Source organism: Pseudomonas quebecensis (assembly GCF_026410085.1).
Taxonomy (GTDB): Bacteria; Pseudomonadota; Gammaproteobacteria; order Pseudomonadales; family Pseudomonadaceae; genus Aquipseudomonas; species Aquipseudomonas quebecensis.
Genome location: NZ_CP112866.1, coordinates 4,204,660 through 4,228,023 on the forward strand (window position 1 = coordinate 4,204,660; position 23,364 = coordinate 4,228,023).

Sequence of the window (23,364 nt, forward strand, 5' to 3'; positions counted from 1 at the left end):
TCAATGGCCGCACCGACTACCCCAGTAGATTTAGCAGGACTCCTCGCATAATCGCCCGGCACTCATCCTGTAATGCTGTAGGAAAAACCCTAAAATCTCGGAATTTCCAGGCGATAGGGCGCGACGATCCGCTGGTACTCACCGTTCTGCTTCAACTGTTCAAGCGCTAGGTTGAGCGCATGACGCAACGCGGTATCAGGCTTGCGCACCGCGATTGCCACACCATCGCCCAACAGCTCGGCGGAAACGGCCGGGCCCAGGAAGTCGAAGGCCTGGCCTTCGTCGGTGTCGAGCAGGGCCTCGCGAATTTCCACGGTGCCCTGCAACGTCGCGTCGAGTTCGCCCGCCAGCAGGCCGTGGACCAAGTCGGTGTTGAGCCAGAAACTTTTGATAATGACGCCCTTCGGCGCCCATTTGGAACGGGCGAACGCCTCACGATTGCTGCCCAGCAATACCCCTACCCGCTTGCCCTTGAGCGACTTGGCGGTGGGCAGCAGGCCGGAAGCCTTGCGCGCGACCAGGCGGGTGGTGAAGGGGTAGAGCAGATCGGTGAAGTTCGCCCATCGCCGGCGTTCCGAGGTGGGCGCGATCCCCATGATGGCGTCGAAGCGCCGGGCATCCAGGGCGCGGAAGTTTTCCACCTGTACCTGGTCGACCCAGGTACACCGCACATGCATTTGCACGCAGAGGGCATTACCCAGTTCGATATTCAGACCGACCAGTTGCCCTTGTGGGTCGCGGCTCTGGAACGGGGGGAACAGCGCGGCGACGGCAAATCGGACTTCTTGACGCGGTGGGTCGGCGGCCGCGACGGCATCCACCGACAGCAACAGGGCGAGCGCTACACAGAGGTGTATCAAAGCCACGGGAAACGTCCTTTTCCAGAGAAACCAGTCTCATCGCCCCTCGCCCGGTATGCACGGGCGCAGCAAAGGCAGGCAAGCTTTCTAGAAACGGACTTGATCCTACAAGCAGAAATATCAGCAGAGCTTGTAGGCAAATGCCATCACGATTAAACGGTAATTACACTCAGCGTTTACCCATGGAGCGACGCGTGCCGGGCGGGGCCATTCCGGGAGTCTTGGTGTGGCCGTTCTTGGCGCCGTTCTTGTACCAGGGCTGCGCGGCGTTCTTGGCTCCGGCAAGTTCACCCGGTTTGAAGGGAAACTTGAACGCCGGGATCTCGGCCTTTTCAACGCCTTCGGCGCTGGCCGGATCGGCGAGGTCGGCCGCTTCAACGGGGGATTGTGTCGGGGAATTCATGGAAGCTCCGGAGCGTGCAGAAAAATGAAGCGAGACCGCTTGCCGGCCACGCTGGCGCGCAGTATACCTGCCCGCCCCGGTTCTTTAACCACCGCCTGTACGAATGGTCGGCGTTTGCTGACAGCCCTGTCAGTTAGCCGTCACCGTGCTGACCGGGTTGGCGGGCTATAAAGGCCGCCACCTATTCCACTCCTCTGTCCCGGCCCCCTGCCCATGCACATTCAGCGAAAAACCGCCCTGATCGCGGCAGTCCTCGTGGTTTCCGCGGTTGTTCTCTGGGCCGTGACCCGCCCGGCCAAGCCTCGGCTGGCGGCACCCAGCGCGATTCCGGTACGCGTGGTAAGCGTGGCCCGGCAGGATGTGCCGCGCTTTGTCAGCGGCATCGGCACGGTGCTGTCGCTGCACAGTGTGGTGGTACGCCCGCAGGTGGATGGCATTCTCACCCGGTTGCTGGTCAAGGAAGGCCAGTGGGTCAAGGCCGGCGACCTGCTGGCCACCCTCGATGATCGTTCGATCCGCGCCGGCCTCGACCAGGCCAGGGCCCAACTGGGCGAGAGCCAGGCCCAGTTGCAGGTGGCGCAGGTCAACCTCAAGCGCTACAAGGCATTGAGCGTCGACGACGGTGTGTCCAAGCAGACCTATGACCAGCAGCAAGCCCTGGTCAACCAGCTCAAGGCCAGCGCCCAGGGCAACCAGGCGGCGATTGATTCGGCTCAAGTGCAGTTGTCCTACACGCAGATTCGCTCGCCGGTCAGTGGTCGCGTCGGTATTCGCACGGTGGATGAAGGCAACTTCCTGCGCAGCAGCGATGCCCAGGGGCTGTTTTCCGTGACGCAGATCGACCCGATCGCCGTGGAATTTTCCCTGCCGCAGCAGATGCTGCCGACCCTGCAAGGCCTGATCGCCGCTCCGGAAAAAGCCAGTGTTGACGCCTATCTGGGTGCCGACACCGACGGCCAGACTGGCGATTTACTGGGCCGGGGCCACCTGAGCCTGATCGACAACCAGATCAGCTCCACCACCGGCACCCTGCGCGCCAAGGCCGAGTTCAGCAACGCCGCCCAGCGTCTCTGGCCCGGCCAACTGGTGACCGTCAAGATCCAGACCGCCCTCGATAGAAACGCCCTGGTGGTGCCGCCGGCCGTCGTGCAGCGTGGCCTGGATTCGCACTTTGTGTACCGGGTCAACGGTGACAAGGCCGAAGTGGTGCCGGTACAGGTGACGTATCAGAACAGCGACCTCAGCCTGATCACCGGCGTGCAGGCCGGGGATGTGCTGGTCAGCGACGGTCAGTCGCGGCTCAAGGCCGGTGCGCGGGTCGAGGTGCTCAAGGAGCCGCCCCAGGCGATCCAGACCGTCGACGCCACGGTGCAGCCATGAGCGGCAGCCGCTCGCCGTCGGCCTGGTGCGTCGACCACCCGGTCGCCACGTTGCTGCTGACTTTCGCCCTGGTGCTGCTCGGGCTGATTGCCTTCCCGCGCCTGGCCATTGCGCCACTGCCGGAAGCGGAATTTCCGACGATCCAAGTCACCGCGCAGTTGCCCGGCGCCAGCCCCGACACCATGGCCTCGTCCGTGGCCACACCGTTGGAAGTGCAATTCAGCGCCATCCCCGGCGTGACTCAGATGACCTCCAGCAGTGCCTTGGGCTCCACCCTGCTGACCCTGCAATTCACCCTCGACAAAAGCATCGACACTGCCGCCCAGGAAGTGCAGGCGGCGATCAACACCGCGTCCGGCAAGCTGCCCAGCGATATGCCAAGCCTGCCGACCTGGAAGAAGGTCAACCCGGCGGACAGCCCGGTGCTGATCCTCAGTGTCAGCTCCGACAGCATGCCCAGCACCGAACTGAGCGACTACGTGGAAACCCTGCTGGCCCGGCAGATCAGCCAGATCGATGGCGTCGGTCAGATCAACATCACCGGCCAGCAACGTCCGGCGATTCGCGTGCAGGCTTCGCCCGACAAACTCGCGGCCATCGGTCTGACGCTTGCCGATATCCGCCTGGCCATTCAGCAGTCGAGCCTGAACCTGGCCAAGGGGGCGATCTACGGTGATAACAGCGTGTCGACCCTGTCGACCAATGATCAGTTATTCCAGCCACAGGACTACGCTCAATTGATCGTGTCCTACAAAAACGGCGCGCCGGTGCAGTTGCGCGATATCGCCAAGGTCATCAACGGCTCGGAAAACGCCTACGTGCAGGCCTGGTCCGGGGACACTCCCGGGGTCAACCTGGTGATCTCGCGCCAGCCTGGCGCGAATATCGTCGAGACCGTCGACCGCATCCAGGCGCAGCTACCGCGCCTGCAAGCCATGTTGCCGGCATCGGTGCAGGTCAGTGTGCTGAGCGACCGCACCAAAACCATCCGCGCCTCGCTGCATGAGGTGGAAGTGACCTTGCTGATCGCGATCCTGCTGGTGGTGGCGGTGATGGCGCTGTTCCTGCGTCAACTGTCGGCCACGCTGATTGTGTCCAGCGTGCTCGGCGTGTCGCTGATCGCCAGTTTTGCGCTGATGTACCTGATGGGCTTCAGCCTGAATAACCTGACCCTGGTGGCCATCGTGATCGCCGTGGGCTTTGTGGTGGACGATGCCATCGTGGTGGTGGAGAACATCCACCGGCACCTGGAGGCCGGGCTCGATCAGCGCGCGGCGGCGATCAAGGGCGCCGGCGAGATCGGCTTTACGGTGGTGTCCATCAGCTTTTCCCTGGTGGCGGCGTTTATTCCGCTGCTGTTCATGGGGGGTGTGGTCGGGCGGCTGTTCAAGGAGTTCGCGCTCACCGCTACCTCGACCATTCTGATTTCGGTGGTGGTGTCCCTGACCCTGGCACCGACCCTGGCCGCGTTGTTCATGCGCGCGCCCAGCCATCACACCCAGGCCAGGCCCGGTTTCAGCGAGCGCCTGCTGGCCGGCTACGCGCGCAACCTGCGGCGAGCCCTGGCCCATCAACGCAGCATGCTGGCGATCTTCGGCGTGACGCTTGCGTTGGCCGTGGTCGGCTACGTGTTTATTCCCAAAGGGTTCTTCCCCGTGCAGGACACCGGCTTCGTACTCGGCACCAGCGAGGCGGCGGCCGATGTGTCCTTCCCGGACATGGTCGCCAAACACAAGGCCCTGGCCGAGATCATCAAGGACGACCCGGCGGTACAGGCGTTTTCCCATTCCGTGGGGGTGACCGGCAGCAACCAGACCATCGCCAACGGCCGCTTCTGGATCGCCTTGAAAGAGCGTGGGGAGCGCGATGTGTCGGCCAGCCAGTTTATCGACCGCGTCCGCGCAAAACTCGCCAAGGTGCCGGGCATTGTGCTGTACCTGCGCGCCGGCCAGGATATCAACCTCAGCTCCGGCCCCAGCCGCGCCCAGTACCAATATGTGCTCAAGAGCAACGACGGCCCGACGCTCAACACCTGGACCCAGCGCCTCACCGAGAAACTGCGCGCCAACCCGGCCTTTCGCGACCTGTCCAACGACTTGCAACTGGGCGGCAGCATCACCCACATCAGCATCGACCGGCAGGCCGCCGCACGGTTCGGCCTGAGCGCCACCGATGTCGACCAGGCGCTGTACGACGCCTTCGGCCAACGCCAGATCAACGAATTCCAGACCGAGATCAACCAATACCAGGTGGTGCTGGAACTGGATCGCCAACAACGCGGCAAGGCCGAGAGCCTGAACTATTTCTACCTGCGCTCCCCCTTGACCAACGAAATGGTGCCGCTGTCGGCGCTGGCCAAGGTCGACCCACCGACCGTCGGGCCATTATCCATCAGCCATGACGGCATGTTCCCGGCCGCCAACCTGTCCTTCAACCTGGCACCCGGCGTAGCCCTGGGCGATGCGGTGATCATGCTCGACCAGGCCAAGGCCGAGATCGGCATGCCCAGCACCCTTATCGGCAGCTTCCAGGGCGCCGCCCAGGCATTCCAGAGTTCACTGGCCAGCCAGCCGTGGCTGATCCTTGCGGCGCTGGTGGCGGTGTACATCATCCTGGGGGTGCTGTACGAAAGCTTCGTGCATCCGCTGACGATCATCTCGACCCTGCCGTCGGCCGGCCTCGGCGCGCTGATCATGCTCACCCTGATGGGCCAGGACTTTTCGATCATGGCGTTGATCGGCCTGGTGCTGCTGATCGGCATCGTGAAAAAGAACGGCATCCTGATGATCGACTTTGCCCTCGACGCCCAGCGCGTGCGTGGCCTGGCGCCTCAGGAGGCGATTTACCAGGCCTGCGTCACGCGGTTCCGACCGATCATCATGACCACCCTCGCCGCCCTGCTTGGCGCGGTGCCGCTGATGCTGGGTGCCGGTCCCGGCGCGGAACTGCGCCAGCCGCTGGGCATCGCGGTGGTCGGCGGGCTGCTGGTGAGCCAGGCACTGACCCTGTTCACCACGCCGGTCATATACTTGTACCTCGAAAAGTTGTTCCATCGGCCCACACCAGCGCCCGCGCTGGCGACCACAGAGTGAGGCGGGGTCATGCGCGTCCTGATTATCGAAGATGAAGAAAAAACCGCGGACTATCTGCACCGTGGCCTGACGGAACAGGGCTACACCGTCGACGTGGCCCGTGACGGTGTCGAAGGTTTGCACCTGGCGTTGGAGAACGACTATGCCGTGATCGTGCTCGACGTGATGCTGCCGGGCCTCGACGGCTTTGGCGTGCTGCGGGCGTTACGCGCGCGCAAGCAGACCCCGGTGATCATGCTCACCGCCCGCGAGCGCGTGGAAGACCGCATTCGCGGCCTGCGCGAAGGCGCCGACGACTACCTGGGCAAACCCTTTTCGTTTCTCGAACTGGTGGCGCGCCTGCAGGCGTTGACACGCCGCAGTGGCGGGCATGAGCCGGTGCAGGTGACCGTCGCCGACTTGTGGATAGACCTGATCAGCCGCAAGGCCAGTCGCAACGGCCTGCGCCTGGATCTCACCGCCAAGGAATTCTCGCTGCTCAGCGTATTGGCGCGCCGCCAGGGCGAGATCCTGTCCAAGACAGCGATTGCGGAGATGGTGTGGGACATCAATTTCGACAGCGATGCCAACGTGGTCGAAGTGGCGATCAAGCGCCTGCGGGCCAAGCTCGACGGCCCGTTCGAACACAAACTGCTACACACCATCCGTGGCATGGGCTATGTGCTGGAGAACCGCAGTGCCGGCTGATTCCATTGCGCTGCGCCTGAGCGGCATGTTCACCCTGGTGGCGGCGCTGATCTTCCTGCTGATCGGCGGCGCGCTGTACCAGCAAGTGGACCGCGGCCTGGGCCTGCTGCCGGAGGCCGAACTGGACGCACGCTACAGCGTGCTCGAATCCTCGGTGAACCGCTTCGGCACCCCGGACCACTGGGCCAAGATCACTAACAAGCTCAAGCTGCTGAGCGAAGAAGACAAGCGCATTCATTTCTGGGTAGTCAGCAGCGACCCGGCCTATGAATACGGCAACCCCGACGCACGCATTCGCGCCTTCGCCGCTGAACGCACCGGTAAGCGTGACTTGCACCTGCCCGGCCAGCGTTATCCGCTCAAAGTGCTGGTCAGCCAGTTCGCCGCCAAGGACCAGCGCCCGCCGCTGCGCTTTATGATCGCCATCGACACCGAAAACTTCCGCGCCACCCAGCATCACTTGCTGGTGGCGCTGGTCAGCCTGGCGCTGGTGGGCGTGCTGCTGGCGGCGCTGCTGGGGTTCTGGGTCTCGCGCATCGGCCTCAAGCCGCTGGGCAAGCTCTCGGACGAGGCCAGCCAACTGGCGCCGCCGAAACTCTCCGGCCGCCTGCTGTTGTCACCGTTGCCGCCGGAGCTCAAGCAGTTCGTCAACACATTCAATGCCACGCTGGACCGCGTGGAACAGGCTTATTCGCGCCTGGAGTCGTTCAATGCCGACGTGGCCCACGAGCTGCGCTCACCCTTGACCAACCTGATCGGCCAGACCCAGGTGGCGCTGACGCGCGGGCGCTCGGCCGAGCATTATCTGGAGGTGCTGCAGTCGAACCTGGAAGAGTTGGAGCGCCTGCGTTCGATCGTCAACGACATGTTGTTCCTCGCCAGCGCGGACCAGGGCACCAAGGCCACCAAGTTGAGCGAAAGCTCCCTGGCCGACGAGGTCGCAACGACCCTCGATTACCTGGACTTTATCCTCGAAGACGCCCAGGTGCAGGTGCAGGTCCATGGCGACGCACAGGTGCAGATCGAGAGAGCCCACCTGCGTCGCGCGCTGATCAACCTGTTGAGCAACGCCGTGCAACACACCGCGCCCGGTCAGGTCATCGACGTGCACATCGAGGTGCAGGCGCATCACGTCGCCATCGGCGTGACCAACCCCGGCGAAACCATCGCCAGTGAACACCTGCCTCGGCTGTTCGAGCGGTTCTATCGGGTCGACGCCTCGCGGCGTAACAGCGGCGCGAACCATGGGTTGGGCCTGGCCATCGTCAAGGCGATTGCGCTGATGCACGGCGGGGATGTGTTTGTACGCAGCGACAGACGCGGCAATACCTTTGGTATCACGCTGCCGGTATGAGCGCGTGACTGTTGCGGTTTGGGCAACAGTCATTATCTTGTTACACTCTGTTTCGCAGTGCTCGCCTGCGTTAATTTGACGCATCGATGAGCGCGACGGCAAAGACAGCTGCCCCGTTTACCCGAATTTCCCTCGACTTATTTCCAGGGCTCTACGCTGGGAATCTGTCTTAAAGCCGCTGACCTTCAGCGGCTTTTTTTTGCCGTCAAAAAAGGCCGGGCATTTCCCACGACACCGGCCGTTTACGTCTGATCCAAAGGAGCTCCACCGGTGCAGAACTCGCTGACGTTCACCCCGTTATTCCTCGCGATTACCGCAACGATTGCGCCCATCGCTCACGCGGCGGACAGCGTCCCCGTCGACGGTTTCGTCGAAGGTTCACACCTGACAGTCGACACCCGCAACTACTACATGAACCGCGACCGTCGTGATATCCACACCGATGACAGCAAGGAATGGGGCCAGGGTTTTATCGGCACCTTCGAGTCCGGCTATACCCCGGGAACGCTCGGTTTCGGCCTGGACGCCCATGCCATGCTCGGTCTCAAGCTTGACGGCGGTGGCGGCACTGACGGTTCCAGCATCCTTCCCTATGGCAGCGACACCGGCAGCGGCAAGGCGCCGGGGTCGTTCTCCACCGCCGGCGGCACCTTGAAAATGCGCGCCTTCGACACCGAACTCAAAGCCGGCGACCTGTTCCTCAACAACCCGGTGATCGCCGGTGGCATGACGCGCATGCTGCCGCAGACCTTCCGTGGCGTCAGCCTGACCAACCGCAGCCTGGACGGCTGGATGTTCGAAGGCGGCCAGGCCAGCTTCACCAAGCTCTATAACCAGAGCGGCCACCGGCGCATCGGCACCAGCTACGGCGCCTTGCCCGATAACCACGACAGCCAGCACCTGGACTGGGCCGGTGTATCGTTCAGCGCTGCGCCGGGTGTGACCAGCAACCTCTATGCGTCGCAACTCAAGGACGTCTGGCAGCAGTACTACTACGATCTGGATTACACCTACGCGTTGAACGACCGCGTCAGCCTTAACCCAGGCCTGCACTACTACCATACGCAGGACACCGGCCAATCCCTGCTGGGCGACATCGACAACAACACCTGGAGCCTACATTTCACCGTGGGCGTGGGCAGCCACAGCGTCACCGCCGCCTATCAGCGGGTCAACGGCAACACACCGTTCGACTACATCACCCAGGGCGACAGCGTGTACCTGGACAATTCCCAGCAATACTCGGACTTCAACGGTCCGAATGAGCGCTCGTGGAAGCTCAAGTACGCTTATGATTTTGCCGGCCTTGGCATGCCAGGCCTGACCTCGGCGGTGTCTTACATCAGCGGCAAGACCGATCTGACCCAGGTCGATCCGCAAAGCCGTGGCTACAGCGCCTGGCACAGCGCCGACGGCAAAGACGCTGAACACTGGGAACGGGATATCGATCTGAAATACGTAGTGCAGGACGGTCACGCCAAGGACCTCGCCGTGCGCCTGCAATGGGCCACGCACCGAGGCGGCCGCGGTTATTCGGCGGTGGATCGTGATGTGGATGAATATCGGGTGATCGTCGACTATCCGATTGACGTGTTTTGAGGGCTCGAATCTTTCTTTTTAGCTGAGTATTCAATTTTCATCGGGTAGAACTAAACTGCCAGCATCTATCTCGCTGAAGTCTGCCCGATGAGTCAACGCCGTGTTCGTCCCCCGCCAGCACACCCGGAATTGCTGCTGCTCCTGGGCAGCGGCCTGACCGTCGTCCTGATCGTCATCATCGTCGCGGCCTTACTGGTTCGCGAACATGCCAGTACGCTGCAGGCGGCTACGCGCTCGACCACGAACATTGCCCAACTGATCAACGCCGATGCGCTGCGTAACGTCGAGCTCTACGACCTGGCTCTCAAGGGGCTGATTGCGGCCAGGCAGCGCGAGGACCTGGCCAAGGTCGATGCGAACATTCAGCATCTGCTGCAGTTTGACTTGGCAACCGCCGCGCCCTTCAAGGGTGAAGTGCTGATGCTCGATGCCAATGGCACGGTGATCGCCGACTCGTCGACCCTGCAACCCACCGCGCGCAATTTTGCCGACCGCGACTATTTCCAGGCCCATGTGAATAACCCTCAAGCCGGGCTGTTTATCAGCCGGCCGTTCAGGGTGCACTGCGAGTGCGATCAGGTCTGGCGCATGGCCTTCAGCCGCCGCGTATCAGGCCCCAATGGCGAGTTTACCGGGGTGGCGGTGGCGACCATGCGCCTGGCGTACTTCGACCAGTTGTTCAATACCCTCACCATCGGCAACGGCAGCAGCGTCAATCTGCTCAACAATCGCGGCATTCTACTGGCCCAGCAACCGTTGCTCGAACGCGACATGATCGACAAGGACCTGAGCGAACGCCCGAACTTCAAGCGCATCCTGCGCGAAGGCAGCGGCAGCTTTCAGGCCGTCTCGGCCATCACCGGCAAGGAACGGCTGTATACATTCACCACCGTGGGCGACCTGCCGCTGATTGTGGTGGTGGCGTTGTCCCGCGAAGATGTGTTCGCCCCTTGGAAACGCGCCGCGCTGCTCACCAGCGGTGCCACCGGCATTCTGTGCGTCGGTTTGCTGTGGCTGACCTGGATGCTGCGTCGCGAGCTGCGACGGCGCTATCGCGCGGAGCGAGTGCTGTCAGAACTGGCAGCCACCGACCCCCTGACCGGCCTGGCCAACCGCCGCGTCCTGGACGAACGCCTGCGCCAGGAATGGGACCGCGCCCAACGCTCGACCGAAGCGCTGACCCTGCTGATGATTGACGTAGACCACTTCAAAGCCTTCAACGACCGCCACGGTCACAGCGGCGGCGACGAGGCCTTGCGCGCCGTGGCCCAGGTCATCGGCGACAATATCCGCCGCCCGGCTGACCTCGCGGCGCGCTACGGCGGTGAAGAATTCGCGGTGGTGCTGCCCCATACCGACGCCAAGGGCGCGATGGTCATCGCCGAGCACATCCGCAGCAGCGTCGAACGCTTGCCACGGGCGGCAGGCAGCGAAGGGCCGATTACCGTGAGTATCGGCATGAGTACCTGGGACAAACGCAACCGCCAATCCCTGGAAGCGCTGCTGCTTAGTGCGGACCAGGCGTTGTATGAGGCCAAGCATGGCGGACGTAATCGTATAGTCGATGCAATCCGCCATTGAGACGATCGCGCGCAGTGAGCGCAGAAAGCTTTATCGACGTCCGTAGAGTATTGGCTGACTCACTTACAATTTACCTGTCTTATCATCTTTTTTGACGGCCGCCTCCATGTAGCTATCCGAGAAAAAGTGCCTCGCAACTTTTATCTCAGGACGATACAAGCCGTTAATCAACTTATTCATATGTTCTTCCCCTGTGCCCGCCAGCAGACGTTTACTTGATTCCGGCGGTAACTTGCGCAGATCCTTGATAATCGACAGTCCGATTCCCGCTTTCATGTCATCCCCGGAAAATACGGTCTGGAAAGGTTCCAGCTTTCGCCTGGAAATATCCTTAAATTCGCCTTGCGTCAGCGGTTCGATATGTCGTTCAAGATACGGTGTTTGCGCAAACCTCATTTCTACCAAACTCACCCACGCAGCATCCTTGAACGCCGGGCTTTCAAAGTCAAAACGAAAGGTAGTTCCGCCAAAACGACTGCTTGGTTTTTTTGGCTCGCCTCCCGCTTCCAAGGCAAAAAATACAAAATCGTCATTGCCGAGAATCTTAATATCTTCTTGGGGAGAGTTCTCCGTGTTAAAAATGATATTACGATCAATCAATTTTTGACGTGAAAACAAGCCGACGCTACCATCGTCGCGTTTTACCGGAGCTCCAGTACTATGCGTCGCATATAACGAACTTTCGAAATAGTTATTCAAAAATTGCTTCTCATCCGGAGTTAGTGCACCCAACTCATTTCGAAGATTGCGCAGGTTAGTCTTAGAAAGACCATCGACATAAGTTTTTTCCGAAGAGACAGGAACGGTGTTCCATAGCGTTCCATTTTTTATCATCCGCTCGTGGGACTTCCCGCTGATAAATTGGCGTATTCCTTTGGTTATCTGGCGAGCGGCTACATCTTCATTCATGGTAGGCCGGTCGCTTGATGAATAAGGTTTAGCGATACCGTTACCGATTCCCACGTCTGCTTTCGCAAACACACGTTCTATATGATTACCCTGCAAAACGCCTTCATTTCCGGCGTGTTTAGCATAATCAATCAAACCAGGGGTCTTGATCTGGCTGATACTAGGCATAGTGAGCACCACTGAGACGAAGGAATTGATGATGGGCCGGGGCAGGTATAACCCGAGCTGAATTCAGAGTGCGTGTGTCAAACATATATGAACTTTCCAAAACCCAATCGATAAGGGCATTCAACTTCTCGCTAAGTCGTTTAGGCGACACATCACCCTCTACAATATGGCTCATTGCCAACAGCGCTGTGGATGCACTATTGAATCCGACCACAGGGATATGTTCGTGCAAGAAACCCATCTGACGTTCAAATAGCAAGCGGTACCAGCTGTCCATTTCCAAACCATCTATCGCAACATGGGGAAATTCGCAAATCAGGCTGATACATCCTTGAGCCCGATTATCATAAATCGCCAACTTCATGCCTTCTATCTTCATTTGGCACATCTGGCACTCATCAAACTTAAGATCAGGCAGACCAATCTGATCACCGAACAGCTTTAAAACAGCGTCATTTTTTTTCATACTCTACAAACTCCAGCCAAAGCACGAAACTCATAGCGTACAACCCACTGCGCCAATAATGCCGAGTAACTACCGACAAAAATATCGATACCAACAGCCTTGAAAATAGAAAACATAGTCATAACTCCGAAACTGGCCAACATCATTATCAGAGCATCCATGCCAAGCTTCGGAGGAAACACTACACTAGGAACTCTCAAATTCCGACTCAGGAAAAATGTAAAATCTTTGCCAGAAAATTCTATAACGCTGAATGGAACGTATCCTTTCTGAATAACCACCCAGGTTTTTACGAGACGAAAAAAGGCCACCCGAAGGTAGCCTTTAAAAACTAAAGAAAGAGAGTTGTTACTTACACCGCCGCAACGGGACGCATGTAAGAGATCGGTGCGGTGCTGGCATCTTCGAAGGTCACGACTTCCCAAGCATCTGTCTGCTCAATCAACTTGCGCAGCAGCTGGTTGTTAAGGGCGTGGCCCGACTTGAAGCCTTTGAACTCGCCTATCAGGCTATTGCCCAGCAGGTAGAGGTCACCGATTGCATCGAGGATCTTGTGCTTCACGAATTCGTCTTCATAGCGAAGGCCGTCTTCGTTCAGTACACCATCCGCGTCGACCACGATGGCGTTTTCAACGCTGCCGCCGAGTGCGAGGTTGTGCTTGCGCAGGTACTCGATGTCACTCATGAAACCAAAGGTACGGGCGCGGCTGACTTCTTTTACGAACGAAGTGCTGGAAAAATCCACGCTTGCACTTTGGGTGCGGTCACGGAATACCGGGTGATCGAAATCGATCTCAAAGCTCACTTTAAAGCCTTCGAACGGGACGAAGGTGGCGCGCTTGTCGCCGTCTTCTACTGTCACTTCCCGCAGAATGCGAATGAACTTCTTGGCTGCGTCCTGTTCTTCCAGGCCGGCAGATTGAATCAGGAATACGAAGGGTCCAGCGCTGCCATCCATGATCGGGACTTCGGACGCGGAGAGCTCGACGTAGGCGTTATCGATGCCCAAACCGGCCATGGCCGAGAGCAAGTGCTCCACCGTGTCCACTTTGACGTCACCGTTGACCAAAGTGGTCGACATAGTGGTTTCGCCAACGTTTTCCGCGCGAGCAGGTATCTGCACCACAGGGTCCAGGTCGGCACGCACAAACACGATGCCGGTGTCGACAGGTGCAGGCTTGAGGGTCAGGTAGACCTTTTCCCCGGAGTGCAGACCTACACCTGTGGCACGAATAATATTCTTCAGGGTGCGTTGTTTAATCATGGCTTGGACCGCTTCAGCGCAAATTGCGAACTGGTATCAACAAAGGCTGGCGATAATAGCAGACCAGACCTTTGCTGAACACCAATCACCTTCATAGCCCTGATACATTCCATTAATCGGCCTGACGACGCAGGAATGCCGGGATGTCCAGGTAGTCCAGGTCATCTTGCGGATTCGGGCTACGGGACGCTGCAGCACCGGCCTGAGCCTGGTTGCGCATCACAGTCGGACGATCCAGGTCGCGGTAGTTCACCGACGGCAGCTCCTGACGCGCAGGGGCTGGAGCGGCGGTGGCCTGACTGGCCTGGCTACCGTGCAGGGTATTGTCGATCACCTTCACAGGCTTCTCGATCTTGGCACCCAGGCCGGTGGCAACTACGGTGACATGCAGCTCATCGCGCATATCCGGATCGATAACGGTACCGACCTTGACCATGGCGTGCTCGGAAGCGAAGGCTTCGATGATGCTACCCACGTCGGAGTACTCACCCAGGGACAGGTCAGGACCGGCGGTGATGTTCACCAGAATGCCGCGTGCGCCTTGCAGGTTCACGTCTTCGAGCAGCGGGTTGCGGATGGCCGCTTCGGTGGCTTCGCGTGCACGGTTCGGACCGCTGGCGCAGCCGGTACCCATCATCGCCATGCCCATTTCGCTCATCACGGTACGTACGTCGGCAAAGTCGACGTTGATCATGCCTGGGCGCTTGATGATGTCGGAGATACCGCGAACGGCACCGGCCAGTACGTCGTCAGCCTTGGCGAAGGCGGACAGCAGGCTCGCGTCCTTGCCCAGGATGGTCAGCAGCTTCTCGTTGGGAATGGTGATCAACGAGTCGACGCTTTCAGACAGCAGACGGATACCTTCGTCGGCGATCTGCATACGCTTGCGGCCTTCGAACGGGAACGGACGGGTCACAACTGCAACCGTCAGAATCCCCATTTCCTTGGCCACTTCGGCAATGATCGGCGCTGCACCGGTACCGGTACCGCCGCCCATGCCAGTGGTGATGAACACCATGTTGGTGCCCTGCAGCACTTCGGCAATACGCTCGCGGTCTTCCAGGGCGGCTTGACGGCCGACTTCCGGATTGGCGCCGGCGCCGAGGCCTTTGGTCACCGCGGTGCCCAATTGCAGGATGGTGCGCGCGCCGATGCTTTTCAGCGCCTGGGCATCAGTGTTGGCGCAGATGAATTCAACGCCTTCAATGTTGCTCTTGACCATATGGTTGACAGCGTTGCCGCCGCCACCGCCGACACCGATCACTTTGATGACCGGGCTGGCGGGGATGTTGTCTACGAGTTCGAACATGTTCCCTCTCCTTTCATTTTCTCTAGTTTTTTCGCCTACTGCTTTACAGCAGCTCCAAGTTGCAAGCCATGAGCTGCAAACTTGAAGCTTGTAACTTGTCGCTTGAAGCCAACTTCGTCAGAAGTTCCCTTTTACCCAAGCCTGCAACCGCTCGAACAACGGCGCCTTGGCCTCGTCGTCGCTGCGGTAGCTGTCACGGTTGCTCGGGCCCGACAGGGAAATGCCGTCGGTCTGCTTTTGCAGTCCGTACAACAGCAAGCCCACACCGGTGGAATAAATCGGGTTGCGCACCACGTCGCCCAGGCCCTTCACGCCATGAGGCACGCCCAGACGCACCGGCATATGGAAGATCTCCTCGGCCAGTTCGACCGCGCCTTCCATCTTCGAGGTGCCACCGGTCAGCACGATGCCGGCCGGGATCAAATCTTCGTAGCCGCTGCGGCGCAGCTCAGCCTGGATCAGGGTGAACAGTTCGTCGTAGCGTGGCTCGACCACTTCGGCCAGGGCCTGGCGCGACAGTTCGCGCGGTGGACGATCGCCCACGCTCGGCACCTTGATGGTTTCGCCGGCGCCGGCCAGTTTGGCCAGGGCGCAGGCGTAACGGATCTTGATTTCTTCGGCGTACTGAGTCGGCGTGCGCAGTGCCATGGCAATGTCGTTGGTGACCTGGTCGCCGGCAATCGGGATCACGGCCGTGTGACGGATCGCACCTTCGGTGAAGATCGCGATATCGGTGGTGCCGCCGCCGATATCCACCAGGCACACGCCCAGTTCTTTTTCGTCGTCGGTCAGCACCGAGTAGGCCGAGGCCAGTTGCTCGAGGATGATGTCATCGATTTCCAGGCCGCAACGGCGCACGCACTTCTCAATGTTCTGCGCGGCGTTAACCGCACAAGTCACCACATGGACCTTGGCTTCCAGACGTACGCCCGACATGCCCAGCGGCTCGCGAACGCCTTCCTGGTTATCGATCACGTAATCCTGCGGCAGGGTGTGCAGCACGCGCTGGTCAGCCGGGATCGCCACGGCCTGGGCGGCATCAAGCACGCGCTCCAGGTCGGCCGAGCTGACTTCGCGGTCGCGGATCGCCACGATGCCGTGGGAGTTCAGGCTGCGGATATGGTTGCCGGCCACGCCGACGAACGCCGAGTGGATCCGGCAACCGGCCATCAGCTGCGCTTCTTCGATGGCGCGCTGGATCGATTGCACGGTGGACTCGATGTTGACCACCACGCCCTTCTTCAGGCCCCGGGACGGATGCGTGCCAATACCGACGATTTCGATCGCGCCGTCTTCCCCGACCTCGCCCACCAGCGCCACCACCTTGGAGGTGCCGATATCGAGACCGACGATCATTTTGCCGCTTTGCACGTTTGCCATGGGTCCTGCCTCTTCTTAATTCTTCGCGACAGCGGGTTGCGCTGACGTGGGCGCAGCCGGTTCACGCCAGCCGACGGCAAGGCCGTTGGCGTAACGCAGGTCGACGCTCGCAATGTTCGTAATCTGTTCTTTCAAGGTTTTGTCGTAGATGGCAATAAAGCGGCGCATCTTCTCCACCAAGCGGTCGCGTCCCAGCAACAATTGGATGCCCGGGCCGGAACTGCCTGCCCCGGTTGTCAAAAACCAGCTGCCCCGTTCACGCAGTTCCAGGCGTGCAATGGAGAAGCCCAGTGGCCGCAGCATCTGGCTCAAGGCCTGGTACTGCTGCATCACTTGCTGCTGCGCCCGCTGCGGCCCGAACAGCTGCGGCAGGTGCTCGTAGTTGGCCAGCTCACGCGGGGTGAATGCCTGGCCCTGGTTGTTCAACAGCGCCTCGTCGCCCCAACGGGCCACCGGCAGTTGTTCTTCCAGGCGGATCGTCACCTGGTCAGGCCATACACGCCGCACTTCGGCATGAGCGATCCAAGGCATCTGCTCCAGCTCCCGGCGCATGCCGGCCAGGTCAATGGTGAAGAAGCTTGCCGCCAGGAACGGACCGATGCGCTGCTGCACCGCCTGCTGGCTGATGTAGCTCAGGTCGCCCTGCACGCTGATTTTGGTAATCGGGCGGTCGGCGTATGGCAATAGACGCTGCGCGCCTTCGTAAGTGCCGAAGCCCAACACCACCAGCAACACCGGCCAGAACAGCGCCTTGAGGAAACCGAAATTGGCTTTCGGCAGGCGCGCCGACATCGGCTCTTTAGCCACCATGCGACTGGCACCCCGGGGCACCGGCTTGCGGCTCGGTGCGTGTGGGGGCTGATGACGAAGCGATGCGCCTTTCATGGAGTTAGCCTCTTGGCTCAATACTGGCGGCCAGGATAGCCAGCACCAACTGCTGGAAATCCAGGCCGGCGGCACGGGCGGCCATCGGTACCAGGCTGTGGTCGGTCATCCCCGGTGCGGTGTTGACTTCAAGAAACCAGAAGTTGCCCTGGTCATCCTGCATCACGTCTGCCCGCGCCCAACCGGCGATACCGAGCGCCTCACAGGCTTTCGCCGTGAGGTCCATCAATTCCTGTTCTTTGGTTGCGTCGAGGCCGCACGGAATCCGGTACTGCGTATCGCAAGCCACGTACTTGGCGTCGTAGTCGTAAAACGTGTGGGGCGTGCCCAGGGCGATGGGCGGCAATACCTGGCCACGCAGGGTGGCGATGGTGTACTCGGGACCGGAAATCCACTGTTCCACCAACACTTGCGAATCGTAGGTACTTGCCGCTTTCCATGCGTCGATCAATTCGGCGGCCGAGTTCACTTTAGCCATGCCGATACTGGAGCCTTCATGGGCAGGTTTGACGATCAAAGGCAGGCCCAGTTCCTTGGCTGCAGAAATACAATCGTCTTCGCTGCACAGAACACTGTGACGCGGGGTGGGAATACCCAGGCTGTGCCATACCTGCTTGGTGCGCAATTTGTCCATCGCCAGCGCCGAGGCCAGGATGCCGCTGCCGGTATAAGGAATACCGGCGCACTCCAACAGGCCCTGCATGCTGCCGTCTTCACCGCCGCGGCCGTGCAGGATGATAAAGGCGCGGTCGATTTTTTCCGCTTGCAGACGCGCGAGGAAATCATCGCCCACGTCGATCCCGAACGCATTCACGCCGGCACTTTGCAGCGCGTCGAGCACGGCGTTGCCGGACTTGAGCGACACTTCGCGCTCGGCGCTCTTGCCGCCGAACAATACGGCCACGCGGCCGAAGTCGGCCGGCGCGATTGTTGAAAACAGGGAGCCGTAGTCAGCAGTCATTTCGACGCTCCCTTCTTGGCGGCTGCAAACAGCGGGCTCGCCAGCAACTTAGGCGCAAGGCCGCCGATATCACCGGCGCCCTGGCACAGCAGGATATCGCCGGCACGCAGCAGCGGCTTGACGATCGGGGCCAGGTCCACGCCACGCTCGATATAGATAGGGTCCAACTGGCCCCGCTGACGGATGCTGTTGCACAGCTTGCGGCTGTCGGCGCCCGGGATCGGCTCTTCACCGGCCGGGTAGACCTCCATCAGCAGCAGCACGTTGGCATCGGCCAGCACATTGACGAAATCGTCGTACAGGTCGCGAGTACGGCTGTAGCGGTGCGGTTGGTAGACCATCACCAGGCGGCGCTCCGGCCAGCCGCCGCGCACGGCCTTGATCACGGCGGCAACTTCGGTCGGGTGATGCCCGTAGTCGTCCACCAGCATCACGTCGCCACCGTCTACCGGCAGTTGCCCGTAGACCTGGAAGCGTCGGCCCACACCGGCAAAGCGCGACAGCCCTTCGACGATGGCTCCATCGCTGACGCCTTCATCGGAAGCGATGCAAATGGTTGCCAGGGAGTTCAATACGTTGTGGTTGCCCGGCATGTTCACCGACACGTCCAACGGCTCACGATCCGGACGCAGCACGGTGAAATAGGTCTGCATGCCTTCCTGACGCACATTGATCGCACGCACGTCGGCGTCTTCGCTGAAGCCGTAGGTGACGGTCGGACGCTTGACCAGCGGCAGGATCTCGCGCACCACCGGGTCGTCCAGGCACACCACCGCCAGCCCGTAGAACGGCAGGTTGTGCAGGAACTCGACGAAGGTTTTCTTCAATTTGTTGAAGTCGCCGTCGTAGGTCGCCATGTGGTCGGCATCAATGTTGGTGACCACGGCCACCAACGGCTGCAGGTGCAGGAAGCTGGCATCGCTTTCGTCGGCTTCGGCGATCAGGTAGCGGCTGGTGCCCAGCTGTGCATTGGTGCCGGCTGCATTCAGGCGGCCACCGATCACGAACGTCGGGTCCAGGCCACCGGCGGCGAACACCGAGGCGATCAGGCTGGTGGTCGTGGTCTTGCCATGGGTACCGGCGACGGCGATGCCGTGGCGGTAGCGCATCAGCTCGGCGAGCATCTCGGCACGTGGCACCACCGGAATACGGCGCTCAAGGGCGGTTGCCACTTCCGGGTTGGAGGTGTTCACGGCGCTGGACACCACCAGCACGTCGGCCTCGGCGGCGTTCTCGGCACGATGGCCGATAAAGATCTGCGCGCCGAAGGACTTGAGGCGGTCGGTGACCAGGGATTCTTTCAAGTCCGAACCGGATACCTGATAGCCCAGGTTGAGCAACACTTCGGCAATGCCGCACATGCCCACGCCGCCGATACCGACGAAGTGGATGCGACGGATGCGGCGCATTTCCGGCTGTGGCATGGCTTTCTGATTCTCAACCATGGGCCACCTCCAGGCAGATATCGACCACGGTGCGGGTTGCTTCAGGTTTGGCCAGGCGGCTTGCGGTGCTCGCCATGCTGTTGAGTCGTTCCGGTTGCATCAAAACCTCGGTCAGGCGTGCGGCCAAATCGGCGGCGCCAGTCGTTCTTTGCGGCAGCAGGAAGGCAGCGCCCTCCCCGGCCAAATATTCGGCGTTGCGGGTCTGGTGATCGTCGATCGCATGGGGCAAAGGCACCAGCAAGGACGGCAGACCGGCGGCGGCCAGTTCACTGACGGTCAGCGCGCCAGCGCGACAGACCACCAGGTCGGCCCAGCCATAGGCTTGGGCCATGTCTTTGATGAAAGGCTGTACGTTGGCCTCCACACCGGCTTCGCGGTAACGCGCAGCGGTGACTTCATCGTGGTTTTTGCCGGCCTGGTGGAAGATCTCCGGACGCAGGTCCAACGGCAGTTGCGCCACGGCTTCGGGCAGCAATTTGTTCAGCGGTTCAGCGCCCAGGCTTCCGCCCAGGATCAACAGGTGCGCCTTGCGCCCGGCCAATGCAGCGCGGGCGATGCCCATGAACAATTCGGTGCGCACCGGGTTGCCGGTGGTGCGACGTTTGCTCGACAAGCCAAAGGTGTTCGGGAACGCTTCACATACCCGCGCGGCCAGCGGCACCAACAGACGGTTGGCGGTGCCGGCCACGGCATTCTGTTCGTGCACGATCACCGGCACACCGGCCAGCCTGGCCGCAACGCCGCCGGGGCCGGTCACGTAACCGCCAAAGCCGAGCACACACACTGGCTTCAACTCACGAATGACCTTGCGCGCCTGCCACACCGCTTTGAGCAACACAAACGGCGCCTTGAGCAGCGACAACTTGCCCTTGCCACGCAGGCCGGTGACGTTGATCAGGTGCAGCGGTAATCCGGCGTTTGGCACCAGTTCATTCTCGATGCCGCGCGGCGTACCCAGCCAGTGCACGCTGTAGCCACGGTTCTGGAATTCCCGCGCACACGCCAGGGCAGGGAACACGTGCCCCCCGGTGCCGCCTGCCATGATCAGCACATTAGCGCCCATGGGTCGGCTCCTCGGCGAAGTCGCTTTCGCTGAATTCCATCTCTTCGCTGCCCAGGTGGGTGCGACTCTCCCACTCGATGCGCAGCAACAGGCCCAGGCAGATGCAGCAAATCACCAACGAACTGCCACCGTAACTGAGGAATGGCAGGGTCAGCCCCTTGGTCGGCAGACGCCCGACATTCACTCCGACGTTGATAAGGAACTGACCGATCCAAAGGAATGCCAGCCCGTAAGCCACGTAGGCGGCAAAGAACTGCTTGGCTTTCTCGGCCCATAGGCCTATGTAAAGGGCCCTCACGCAGACGAACACAAAGAGCGCTACCGTGCACAGCGAGCCCACGACACCCAGCTCTTCGGCAAGCACCGAGAATACGAAGTCAGTATGGGCTTCAGGCAGGTAGAACTGTTTCTGCACGCTGTTGCCCAGCCCGACACCGAACCAGCCGCCTCGACCAAAAGCAATCAGCGCCTGGGTCAACTGGTAACCGGCACCAAACTGATCGGACCAGGGATCGGTGAAGGTAATCAAGCGTGCCATCCGATAGGGTTGCGCCAGAACCAGCAGATAAACCGCAACAACCGCCAGCACCACCATCAACGCGAATCGCAACAGCCCAACACCGCCAAGAAACAGCATCGCCGCCGCCGCGCCCATCATTACTACCGTTGCGCCAAAATCCGGCTCCATCAGCAACAGACCGGCCATGGGTAGCAGCACGATGAATGGCTTGAAGAACCCCATCCAACTCTCGCGCACTTCCTTCTGACGTCGCACCAGATAGCCAGCCAGGTAGATCACCACGAACACCTTGGCGATTTCCGATGGCTGCACGTTGAACGCGCCGAAACCGATCCAGCGCATCGAGCCGTTCACCTCGCGACCGATGCCCGGCAGGATCACCATCACCAGCAAGCCGAACGCGCCGATCAGCATCAACCAGCCCAGGCGCTGCCAAGTGGCGATGGGGATCATCATGGTCACAATGCAGGAACCGATACCGATCAGCAGATACACCAGGTGACGGATCATCATGTACAGCGTATTGCCCGATTGCACGGCAGCCACTTCGGAAGAGGCCGAGGTAATCATCACCAGGCCCAGGCCCAGCAGCGCCAGACCGGCGGCGAGCATTGCGAAGTCAAGGTCGATACCGCGCCCGGTAATAATCGGCGACGGGTACGGCTTGATGATGTTTCTCAGGTTCAGATTCATGCCAAGGCCTCCACGGCGCGAGCGAACAGCTGGCCGCGCTCTTCGTAGTTCTTGAACATGTCCAGGCTGGCACAGGCCGGCGACAGCAGTACGGCGTCACCGGGTTGGGCAAGGGTTTTGCCTTGCATCACGGCTTCGTCCAGGGAGGCCACGCGAACCTGCGGCACCGCGTCACCGAGGGCGGCGGCGATCAGCTCCGCATCACGCCCCATCAACACCACCGCGCGGCAATGTACGGCGACCGGCGCCTTGAGATCCTTGAAGTCGGCGCCCTTGCCGTCGCCACCGGCGATCAGCACCAGCTTGCCGTCGATATCGGCGCCAAGGCCTTCGATGGCCGCCAGCGCGGCGCCCACATTGGTGGCCTTGGAATCGTTGTAATAGCTCACGCCATCCAGGTCACGCACCCATTGGCAGCGGTGCTCAAGCCCGGCGAACGTGCGCAGGGTCGACAGCATCGCATCGAACGGCAAGCCGACGGCATGCCCCAAGGCCAGGGCCGCGAGGGCGTTTGACTGGTTGTGGGCGCCACGTATTTTCAACTCGCGCACCGGCATCAGGTTCTGGAATTCGAAGGCCAGGTATTTCTCGCCGTTCTCTTCGCGAATGCCGAAAGCCTTGAAGTCCGGTTTGCCCAGGCCGAAGGTCCAGCACGGCAGGCCCTCGCCCATCAGCGGACGGCTCAAGGCATCCTGACGGTTGACCACCACTTGCCTGGCACCGCGGAAAATCCGGTGCTTGGCCAGGTGATACGCCGGCAGGCCGCTGTAGCGGTCCATGTGGTCTTCACTCACGTTCAACACAGTGGCCACTTCGGCGCCGAGGTCGTGGGTGGTCTCCAGCTGGAAGCTCGACAGTTCCATCACGTACAGCTCGACATCATCGCTGAGCAGGTCGAGCGCCGGGGTGCCGAGGTTGCCACCCACGGCCACGCGCTTGCCGGCCGCAGCCGCCATGTCGCCGACCAGGGTGGTCACGGTGCTTTTGGCATTGGAGCCGCTGATGGCCACGATCGGCGCCTTGGCATTGCGCGCAAACAGGTCGATGTCGCCTGACAGCTTCACGCCACGGGCCGCGGCGGCTTGCAGGGCCGGCGTGGACAAGGCCAGGCCGGGGCTCACATAGAGCTCGTCGGCACGGCACAGAAACTCGACATCCAGCTCGCCACAACGCACTTCCACGTGCGGGTAGTCACGGCGCAGCGTGACCAGCTCCGGTGGATTTTCCCGCGTATCGGCCACGGCGAACGACGTGCCGCGGTTCGCCAGGAAGCGAACCAGGGACATGCCGCTCTTGCCGAGGCCGACAACGATGCGGAAGTGGTCTGAAGCGATCAGGGACACTC

At 60.9% G+C, this 23,364-nt stretch carries 19 protein-coding genes; 6 read left to right on the forward strand and 13 right to left on the reverse strand.

Annotated features, from left to right (window positions below; genetic code table 11):
* Window positions 1–89: 89 nt before the first annotated feature.
* Together OSC50_RS19555 and OSC50_RS19560 are read right to left on the reverse strand one after the other, a co-directional pair.
* Window positions 90–866 (reverse strand): transporter substrate-binding domain-containing protein, encoded by a 777-nt coding sequence (locus OSC50_RS19555; protein ID WP_266247993.1) that lies wholly within the window; start codon window positions 864–866, stop codon window positions 90–92.
* A gap of 163 nt (window positions 867–1,029) precedes the next feature.
* Window positions 1,030–1,263, reverse strand: a complete 234-nt coding sequence (locus tag OSC50_RS19560; protein WP_034111815.1) for a hypothetical protein — start codon at window positions 1,261–1,263, stop codon at window positions 1,030–1,032.
* Between the two features lie 213 nt (window positions 1,264–1,476).
* Between OSC50_RS19560 and OSC50_RS19565 the strand changes: the two genes are divergently transcribed.
* The 6 genes from OSC50_RS19565 (at window position 1,477) to OSC50_RS19590 (ending at window position 10,956) form a co-directional block, all read left to right on the forward strand.
* A complete protein-coding gene (locus OSC50_RS19565) occupies window positions 1,477–2,643 on the forward strand; it encodes an efflux RND transporter periplasmic adaptor subunit (RefSeq protein WP_266247989.1) in 1,167 nt (388 codons plus the stop codon).
* Window positions 2,640–5,735 (forward strand): multidrug efflux RND transporter permease subunit, encoded by a 3,096-nt coding sequence (locus OSC50_RS19570; protein ID WP_266247987.1) that lies wholly within the window; start codon window positions 2,640–2,642, stop codon window positions 5,733–5,735. Before OSC50_RS19565 ends, OSC50_RS19570 begins: the two co-directional genes overlap by 4 nt.
* Window positions 5,736–5,744: 9 nt before the next feature.
* On the forward strand, window positions 5,745–6,422 hold the full coding sequence (locus OSC50_RS19575; protein WP_181078533.1) for a heavy metal response regulator transcription factor: 678 nt from the start codon (window positions 5,745–5,747) through the stop codon (window positions 6,420–6,422).
* Window positions 6,412–7,776, forward strand: coding sequence for a heavy metal sensor histidine kinase (locus OSC50_RS19580; RefSeq protein ID WP_181078535.1), 1,365 nt, complete (start codon window positions 6,412–6,414; stop codon window positions 7,774–7,776). Before OSC50_RS19575 ends, OSC50_RS19580 begins: the two co-directional genes overlap by 11 nt.
* A 270-nt stretch (window positions 7,777–8,046) precedes the next feature.
* Window positions 8,047–9,375, forward strand: a complete 1,329-nt coding sequence (locus OSC50_RS19585; RefSeq protein ID WP_266247984.1) for an OprD family porin — start codon at window positions 8,047–8,049, stop codon at window positions 9,373–9,375.
* An 87-nt stretch (window positions 9,376–9,462) separates the two neighbouring features.
* On the forward strand, window positions 9,463–10,956 hold the full coding sequence (locus OSC50_RS19590) for a GGDEF domain-containing protein (protein WP_266247982.1): 1,494 nt from the start codon (window positions 9,463–9,465) through the stop codon (window positions 10,954–10,956).
* A gap of 63 nt (window positions 10,957–11,019) precedes the next feature.
* On the opposite strand, the gene OSC50_RS19595 is transcribed toward OSC50_RS19590, so the two are convergent.
* From OSC50_RS19595 to murD, 11 genes are all read right to left on the reverse strand, one after another.
* Window positions 11,020–12,033 (reverse strand): hypothetical protein, encoded by a 1,014-nt coding sequence (locus tag OSC50_RS19595; RefSeq protein WP_266247980.1) that lies wholly within the window; start codon window positions 12,031–12,033, stop codon window positions 11,020–11,022.
* On the reverse strand, window positions 12,026–12,499 hold the full coding sequence (locus tag OSC50_RS19600) for a type III secretion system chaperone (RefSeq protein ID WP_266247978.1): 474 nt from the start codon (window positions 12,497–12,499) through the stop codon (window positions 12,026–12,028). The genes OSC50_RS19595 and OSC50_RS19600 overlap by 8 nt, the downstream gene beginning before the upstream one ends.
* Before the next feature lie 352 nt (window positions 12,500–12,851).
* Entirely contained in the window at window positions 12,852–13,763 is a 912-nt protein-coding gene (lpxC, locus tag OSC50_RS19605) for a UDP-3-O-acyl-N-acetylglucosamine deacetylase (RefSeq protein ID WP_003171886.1), read from the reverse strand.
* Window positions 13,764–13,875: 112 nt separating this feature from the next.
* Window positions 13,876–15,072, reverse strand: a complete 1,197-nt coding sequence (gene ftsZ / locus OSC50_RS19610) for a cell division protein FtsZ (RefSeq protein WP_266247976.1) — start codon at window positions 15,070–15,072, stop codon at window positions 13,876–13,878.
* Window positions 15,073–15,189: 117 nt separating this feature from the next.
* Window positions 15,190–16,452: a cell division protein FtsA gene (gene ftsA, locus OSC50_RS19615; RefSeq protein ID WP_253510525.1), complete on the reverse strand. Its 1,263-nt coding sequence runs from the start codon at window positions 16,450–16,452 to the stop codon at window positions 15,190–15,192.
* Between the two features lie 15 nt (window positions 16,453–16,467).
* Window positions 16,468–17,337: a cell division protein FtsQ/DivIB gene (locus OSC50_RS19620; protein ID WP_266247973.1), complete on the reverse strand. Its 870-nt coding sequence runs from the start codon at window positions 17,335–17,337 to the stop codon at window positions 16,468–16,470.
* A 4-nt stretch (window positions 17,338–17,341) separates the two neighbouring features.
* The gene (locus OSC50_RS19625; RefSeq protein WP_181078550.1) at window positions 17,342–18,298 is read right to left on the reverse strand and encodes a D-alanine--D-alanine ligase; all 957 of its coding nucleotides are present in this window, start codon (window positions 18,296–18,298) and stop codon (window positions 17,342–17,344) included.
* Window positions 18,295–19,743 (reverse strand): UDP-N-acetylmuramate--L-alanine ligase, encoded by a 1,449-nt coding sequence (gene murC, locus OSC50_RS19630; RefSeq protein ID WP_266247971.1) that lies wholly within the window; start codon window positions 19,741–19,743, stop codon window positions 18,295–18,297. Before murC ends, OSC50_RS19625 begins: the two co-directional genes overlap by 4 nt.
* Window positions 19,736–20,806 carry an undecaprenyldiphospho-muramoylpentapeptide beta-N-acetylglucosaminyltransferase gene (gene murG, locus OSC50_RS19635; protein ID WP_253510523.1) on the reverse strand — a complete coding sequence of 357 codons (1,071 nt, stop codon included), beginning with the start codon at window positions 20,804–20,806 and terminating at the stop codon, window positions 19,736–19,738. Before murG ends, murC begins: the two co-directional genes overlap by 8 nt.
* Window positions 20,796–22,019 carry a putative lipid II flippase FtsW gene (ftsW, locus tag OSC50_RS19640; protein WP_370694743.1) on the reverse strand — a complete coding sequence of 408 codons (1,224 nt, stop codon included), beginning with the start codon at window positions 22,017–22,019 and terminating at the stop codon, window positions 20,796–20,798. Before ftsW ends, murG begins: the two co-directional genes overlap by 11 nt.
* Window positions 22,016–23,362 carry a UDP-N-acetylmuramoyl-L-alanine--D-glutamate ligase gene (gene murD / locus OSC50_RS19645; protein WP_253510521.1) on the reverse strand — a complete coding sequence of 449 codons (1,347 nt, stop codon included), beginning with the start codon at window positions 23,360–23,362 and terminating at the stop codon, window positions 22,016–22,018. The genes ftsW and murD overlap by 4 nt, the downstream gene beginning before the upstream one ends.
* Window positions 23,363–23,364: the final 2 nt, after the last annotated feature.